This is a genomic window from Pseudobutyrivibrio sp. OR37, assembly GCF_900113655.1.
GTDB lineage: Bacteria > Bacillota > Clostridia > Lachnospirales > Lachnospiraceae > Pseudobutyrivibrio.
In genome coordinates, this window is sequence record NZ_FOQF01000058.1 from 1 (window position 1) to 6036 (window position 6036).

Sequence of the window (6036 nt, forward strand, 5' to 3'; positions counted from 1 at the left end):
TACCAATAATTCCTGTAATGACTTTTTCCATAGACAATTTTCTTTTCCGTGAGAAATTTCTTTCAGAATCAATACAGAAAGATTTTGCATTATCTGCAATTGTTTTAATTTGTGACATCAAAAGTTTCTTTACCATTTGTGGTTTCATGTGCGCCTCCCTGAAATTTGTAAATATACTTACAATTTCAAGGGCCGCTTTCGCTACCTCTGAAAATAATCAGTAGCGAAAGCGGCCGCACTTTTCTGCATTAATGTCAACCCTTTATAGAAAAAAGACCCCTGCATCATTCCTGATGCAGAGATCTTTATACATCCCTCTTAACTTAATGACATTGTATGATATACCGGGTCTTTTTTCGTATATTTATTTACGAGGAGTATCTGTTTTGATACAATACTGCAATATCGAAAAAACTCAAAGGGAGGATTGGTGTGGAGAATATTTTTGTAGATGGCTTAAAAGAAAATAATATAAACAAACTTTTATCTGCACCTAAAAGTGACCTCCACAATCACTCGACCAAAGGCTGCAGAAGAGCGTGGCTTGCAGAGCTACTTCAGGTTGATATTCCAGAGCCTCCACAGCACCTTGATGGCTTGGAAGGTATGCAGAATTGGTTCAGGTCAAATATAAAACCTGTATGTGATGGCTATGAAAATATGCTTCTCAGGTGGGAAGGTGCTTTTGCTGAGGCTGGGCGAAATAACATAATTCGTCTTGTAATGAATTTTGGTACAGCTGAAGTGAATCAGGTAGGAACAGTAGAAGAGTTTCGAGAGCTTATAGAAGGATTCCATAAATCATATTGTCCTGATAGTATCTTTGAAGCGGAGCTGACATATCCCTCCTTCGGAAACGTGGAAGAAGAGGTAGATGAGCTCGACAAATATGCCGAGTCCGGATACTTCAAGGCAATTGATATTTGCGCAGGAGAAAATGTTCAGCTATTTGAAGCATTTTTACCGCTATATAGGAAAGCTGAGGAGTACCATTTAACCAAGAAGATGCATGTTGGAGAAACGGGTTCAGCTGAAGATGTAAGAAGAGCTGTAGAGACTCTTGGTCTCTCTGAGGTGCATCACGGAATTAATGCATCAACATCCAAAGAAACCATGAGATTTCTTGCGGATAATCATATACAGGTTAATGTCTGCCCCAGCAGCAATGTAATTCTGGGTTTTGCAAAGGATTATAAATCACATCCAATTAAGACATTGGTAGAAAATGGGGTCAGAGTGACCATAAATACTGATGATCTTCTAATTTTTGATTCCTCAATTGAAAATGAATATCTAAAGCTTTACAAGGCAGGGACACTTAGCGCAGAACAATTAGAGGAAATAAGACAAAGAGGATTGGGGAATCTATAAGAAAAAGGACACTAGAGTACTTTCGTGGAAAAAGTATATTTGGTATAATAGGGCACTGATACTATCAAATTTACGATTTATAAAGGAGGATAGATTGAAAAAGGTATTAGTTTTAGGCTGCTCCGGCAGCGGGAAAAGTACATTCTCCATAAAACTTCAGAAAAAGACTAAGCTTCCTTTATATCATCTTGATAATATTTGGTGGAATGCTGACAGGACACATATTTCAAGAGACGAGTTTGATGCGAATCTTGCTGATGTTGTGAAGCGTGACACTTGGATTATAGATGGTGATTACAGCAGAACATATGAAAACCGTATTAAAGCTTGCGATACCATCTTTTTCCTGGATTATGGAGAAAAAGTTTGCATGGATGGAATTACCGGAAGAGTAGGTCAGGAGCGTCCTGATATGCCATGGATAGAAAGCGAGCTTGATCCAGAACTTGTAGAACTGGTTCAGAACTACGAGCGTAAGAACAAACCAAAGTTGATGGAACTATTTTCCAAATATCCAGATAAGAATGTAATTACATTTTTTATTAATAGAGAAGAAGCAGAAAAGTGGATTGCAGAAGGACAATCAGAGGTGTAAATAGTGATAAATTTAAATTTAGTAAATGTTCTATGGACAGTCGGAAATAATGAATAAGCCAGGCATGGTGGATGCAGATAAGCATTTAAATCGTATAAGGGGGATTATTGCTTGATTTTGTGGATAATAGCCACACTGTGTGCGTTTTTTATAAAGGGACTTTGTGGTTTTGCAAATACATTAGTCTTTACATCTATTTTAGGATTTGGAGTGGCAAACGTTAATATATCGCCAGTGGAATTATTACTTGGGTATCCGACAAATCTAATATTGACTTGGAAGAATCGTAATAAGCTTGAGAGAAAAGTCTATATTCCTTTAGCATTGTTGGTTTTGGGTGGTAGTATTCCGGGAGCAATCCTTCTAAAGAGTGTTGATGTTAGGCATTTAAAAGTGTTCTTTGGAATCGTTGTTATTCTTATAGCTGTTGAAATGTTTTTTAGAGAATATCAACGTACAAATGCAAAGGATTCTAATCTTTTACTAGGTATCATTGGCGTGCTGTCTGGTATATTATGTGGCCTGTTTGGGATAGGAGCGTTGCTTGCTGCCTATGTTGGGCGAGTGACTAATACAACGGATGAATTTAAAGCCAATATAAGCGCGGTTTTTATTGTTGAAAATACTGTAAGAATCTTTACATATTATTTGCTTGGAGTATTTACACTTAATTCATTGAAACAAACAGTAATCCTTATTCCGTTCATGATTATTGGATTGTTTGCTGGAATGGAGAGTTCAAAAGTCTTGGATGAAAGAGTTGTAAAAAAGATTGTTATAGTTCTTTTGGTAATATCAGGGGTGTTTTTGGTTGGAATGAATTTATAGTTAAGAGAGGGGGGGATAATATGATAATTAATGACATAGACAATGGCAATGCCTTCGAATGGGGGAATACATCTGAAGATTATGCAAAATACAGAGACATTTATCCCCAGGAGTTCTATCAGACTATTTTAGATTTGGGACTTTGTAGGGATGGACAACATGTCTTGGATATTGGAACTGGCACTGGGGTGTTGCCACGAAACATGTACCGCTATGGCGCAAAGTGGGTCGGAACAGATATAACAGAAAATCAGATCCTTCAGGCGAAAAGACTGGCTGCTGAGGCGGGTATGGATATTGATTTTTTCACATGTCCAGCAGAGAATGTGGACTATCCGGATGGGACTTTTGATGTAATTACCGCTTGTCAGTGTATTTGGTATTTGGATGCTAAAGTGATTGCACCTAAGTTTGCTAAGATGTTAAAGCCTAATGGAAAGTTTTTAATATTATACATGGGATGGTTACCATATGAAGATCCAATTGCTGGTAAGAGCGAAGAGATTATTTTAAAGTATAATCCAAATTGGTCCAGTTACGGCGACACAGTGAAACCGGTGTATGTTCCGGATGAGCTGTTGCAATTCTTTGATATCGTTAATCGCATGGAATTTCGTGTTGATGTTCCTTTTTCGCAAGAAGGTTGGCACGGACGTATGCGCGCATGTCGAGGAGTTGGAGCTGCTATGAATGATAAACAGCTTGCTGCATGGAACGAGGAACATATGAAGATGCTTATGGAAAATGCTCCAGATAACTTTATGGTTAAACACTATATTTCTTTAGCTGAATTGCAGCTGATATAGTTTCGGAGTATTTGGATTTACCTGTAACTCATCTTTAAGAATTTAGAGAGACAAATAATGTCAAGATTCATTGAGCTGATGGGGGTTTTATGAAAACGATATACAAATCTGAAAAAGGAAAAGAAGAAATATTGAATCTATATGACAGTCAGCTTTCAAGGCTGCTAGCACCTTGGAAAGATGTCTATGTAGATACCTCTTTCGGGAAGACACATATTATCGAGACTGGTAACTTAACCGGTATACCACTTCTGGTTTTTCACGGTGGAAATGCCACCACAGCTTACAATCTTCTTGCCTGCGATTTTATAATGAATGATTTTCATATATATGCAGTGGATATGGTTGGCCATCCTGGAAAGAGTGCAGAAACAAGCCTGCCATCAAAGGGATATGATTATGGAAAATGGGTTAGCGAAGTAATAGATGGCCTTAAGTACGATAAAATAAGTCTTTTTGGCGGGTCCTTTGGTGCTGGTGTGATTGCGAAAACAATGTGCGTTTGCCCTAATAAGATTAATCGAGTTGTGCTATATGTTCCCTCAGGAATAAAGAATGCACTGGCAATAAAAAGTGCAAGTATGATGCTGCCGATGATAGCTTATTGGATTACTGGAAAGGATAAATGGCTAAAAAAGTGCATGCTCCCAATGGCTATAACCGAAGATAATATTACAAAAGACATATATGAAACAGCAAAACTGAGCATTGACCATGTTAAGATAAAAAAAGGCATGCCAAGCAATGTTGATGAGAAATTAATGAAAAAATGTACTGCACCAACACTTGTGATGGCGGCTGAAAGGGATTGTCTGTTTCCAGGAAATGGCGTAATCGAAAGAGCAAATAAAATCATTCCCAATTGTGAGACCTACTTGTTAAAAGGGCGCGGTCATATGAACTTTTTAACAGATGAAGAGAAGGAAATGATTGTTGATTTCCTGTTAGCATAAATCCATAGAGGGGGATAGCAGAAAATCAGATTCTTCTATAAAAGAAGACATCGGTAAATTTGAATCCTCGAGCTCAAAATGAGCAGTATTGGAGTCAAAAATGGCTGTAGCACTGCTTAGGAACAGAGAATAGGATCTATGAGGGATTAATATGAAGTCAAAAAGGTATAACTGACTTGGAAATTTATGGCGGGTTATACCTTTTGGTGGGCAATGAGACACTATATTGAAGTCAAAAAGGTATAACTAGCGAGGAACATTATGGAAGGTTATACCTTTTAGTGAGCTATGGAACATTATATTGAATTTAAAAAGGTATAACTAAGAGCAATAATTATAGATGGTTATACCTATTTATTCAGCAAGTAGAGCCTGTGAAATCTTTTTTGTTACCAATTTTTGAATTGTGTGTTCCTTGATGGATGAGGATTCTGTATAATTGAAGACAGTTAAATTAACAAGTCGAAATTTGTCGGGATAATAGATTATATCGGAAGATAGTTTAGTAGAAAATTAATGAAGTTATAAATCCTCCAATATGCGAAACGGCGCCTGCTCTAATCGTAGTGTTGACGCAAAGAATAAAGGCATATCGTGATAGATGCTTTGCAGTGCAAGATTACTCTGCTGCAATTGAGAACATGCTACTTACAATTGTTGAGCTTGGATATCAGAGCTGTTGGTATGAAGGTCATATTACGGGTGAAGATAGAATATGCGACAAAATAGCTGACATTCTTTTGGTACCTGAGGGATATGAAGTTGTATGTATATTACCGGTAGGGGAGGCTGAAAGCACCCCAGTGTTACCTAAGAAAAAAGTTTTTGAAGAGAGAGCCTGGTTTAATTCATTCAAAGGCTGATAGACAATTATATTTCTGAATAGATTAACTTTAAGTTTTATGGAGGAAGTATGAAAGTATTGATTTTGGGAGCCAGTGGGTTCCTTGGTGGCACTATCTATTCGAAAATAAAGAATAGTGGTAATGAAGTATTAGGAACGTACAGCAAGAATAATAAAAATAGAGATTATATTAAACTGGATGTTTTCGAAATAAGCAGTCTGACTGCTCTCGTGATGGAATATAAGCCTGACGTTATTATCTGGACAGTGATGAATCATGAACGTGAGGAAGAGATTGCTGAAAAGGTGATGCCTGCCCTTTGTGATGCCGTAGGTTCTAGAAGGTTTATCTTTGTGTCTACTTCAGTTGCCTATGAGAAAAACATGTCTGAAAGCGTTGAACCATTTCTTAGGACGGAAGAAAGCTATAATCATCATTACTTCAATGGAAAAATAAAGTCTGAGCAAGTTATCAGCAAGTTGCCGAATTATTGTATTGTTCGTCCTGGCAGTATTTATGGCATTGATCCTTTTGGAGAAATGGATAATAGTCTAGCGGTGATATGTCAAGATGAAAAATCTTGAAAAGTCCCTTTCTTTTTGGTTATTTTTCAAAAAAGAAAGAACGACCGCCTAAGC

The 6036-nt window shown here is 37.3% G+C and carries 7 protein-coding genes; all 7 read left to right on the forward strand.

Features of this window, described 5'->3' with window-relative positions:
• The first annotated feature begins 432 nt into the window (after nucleotides 1–432).
• The 7 genes from BM097_RS15570 to BM097_RS15600 all read left to right on the forward strand — a co-directional run bounded on the left by BM097_RS15570 (nucleotide 433) and on the right by BM097_RS15600 (nucleotide 5982).
• Nucleotides 433–1371, forward strand: coding sequence for an amidohydrolase family protein (locus BM097_RS15570; RefSeq protein WP_090552545.1), 939 nt, complete (start codon nucleotides 433–435; stop codon nucleotides 1369–1371).
• A 94-nt stretch (nucleotides 1372–1465) separates the two neighbouring features.
• A complete protein-coding gene (locus BM097_RS15575) occupies nucleotides 1466–1966 on the forward strand; it encodes a P-loop NTPase family protein (RefSeq protein ID WP_090552548.1) in 501 nt (166 codons plus the stop codon).
• 111 nt (nucleotides 1967–2077) lie between these two features.
• Nucleotides 2078–2794: a sulfite exporter TauE/SafE family protein gene (locus tag BM097_RS15580; protein WP_242944737.1), complete on the forward strand. Its 717-nt coding sequence runs from the start codon at nucleotides 2078–2080 to the stop codon at nucleotides 2792–2794.
• A 20-nt stretch (nucleotides 2795–2814) separates the two neighbouring features.
• Nucleotides 2815–3600: a class I SAM-dependent methyltransferase gene (locus BM097_RS15585; protein WP_090552552.1), complete on the forward strand. Its 786-nt coding sequence runs from the start codon at nucleotides 2815–2817 to the stop codon at nucleotides 3598–3600.
• A gap of 89 nt (nucleotides 3601–3689) precedes the next feature.
• The gene (locus BM097_RS15590) at nucleotides 3690–4553 is read left to right on the forward strand and encodes an alpha/beta fold hydrolase (RefSeq protein ID WP_090552556.1); all 864 of its coding nucleotides are present in this window, start codon (nucleotides 3690–3692) and stop codon (nucleotides 4551–4553) included.
• 536 nt (nucleotides 4554–5089) lie between these two features.
• Nucleotides 5090–5416: a nitroreductase family protein gene (locus BM097_RS15595; protein WP_255406685.1), complete on the forward strand. Its 327-nt coding sequence runs from the start codon at nucleotides 5090–5092 to the stop codon at nucleotides 5414–5416.
• Nucleotides 5417–5466: 50 nt separating this feature from the next.
• Nucleotides 5467–5982: an NAD-dependent epimerase/dehydratase family protein gene (locus BM097_RS15600; protein ID WP_090552562.1), complete on the forward strand. Its 516-nt coding sequence runs from the start codon at nucleotides 5467–5469 to the stop codon at nucleotides 5980–5982.
• The last annotated feature ends 54 nt before the right edge of the window (nucleotides 5983–6036 follow it).

What these genes read in the sequence shown, in the direction of transcription:
- BM097_RS15585 (WP_090552552.1), top strand. Translation starts at nt 2,815, where the DNA reads ATGATAATTAATGACATAGACAATGGCAATGCCTTCGAATGGGGGAAT.
- BM097_RS15590 (WP_090552556.1), top strand. Translation starts at nt 3,690, where the DNA reads ATGAAAACGATATACAAATCTGAAAAAGGAAAAGAAGAAATATTGAAT.
- BM097_RS15600 (WP_090552562.1), top strand. Translation starts at nt 5,467, where the DNA reads ATGAAAGTATTGATTTTGGGAGCCAGTGGGTTCCTTGGTGGCACTATC.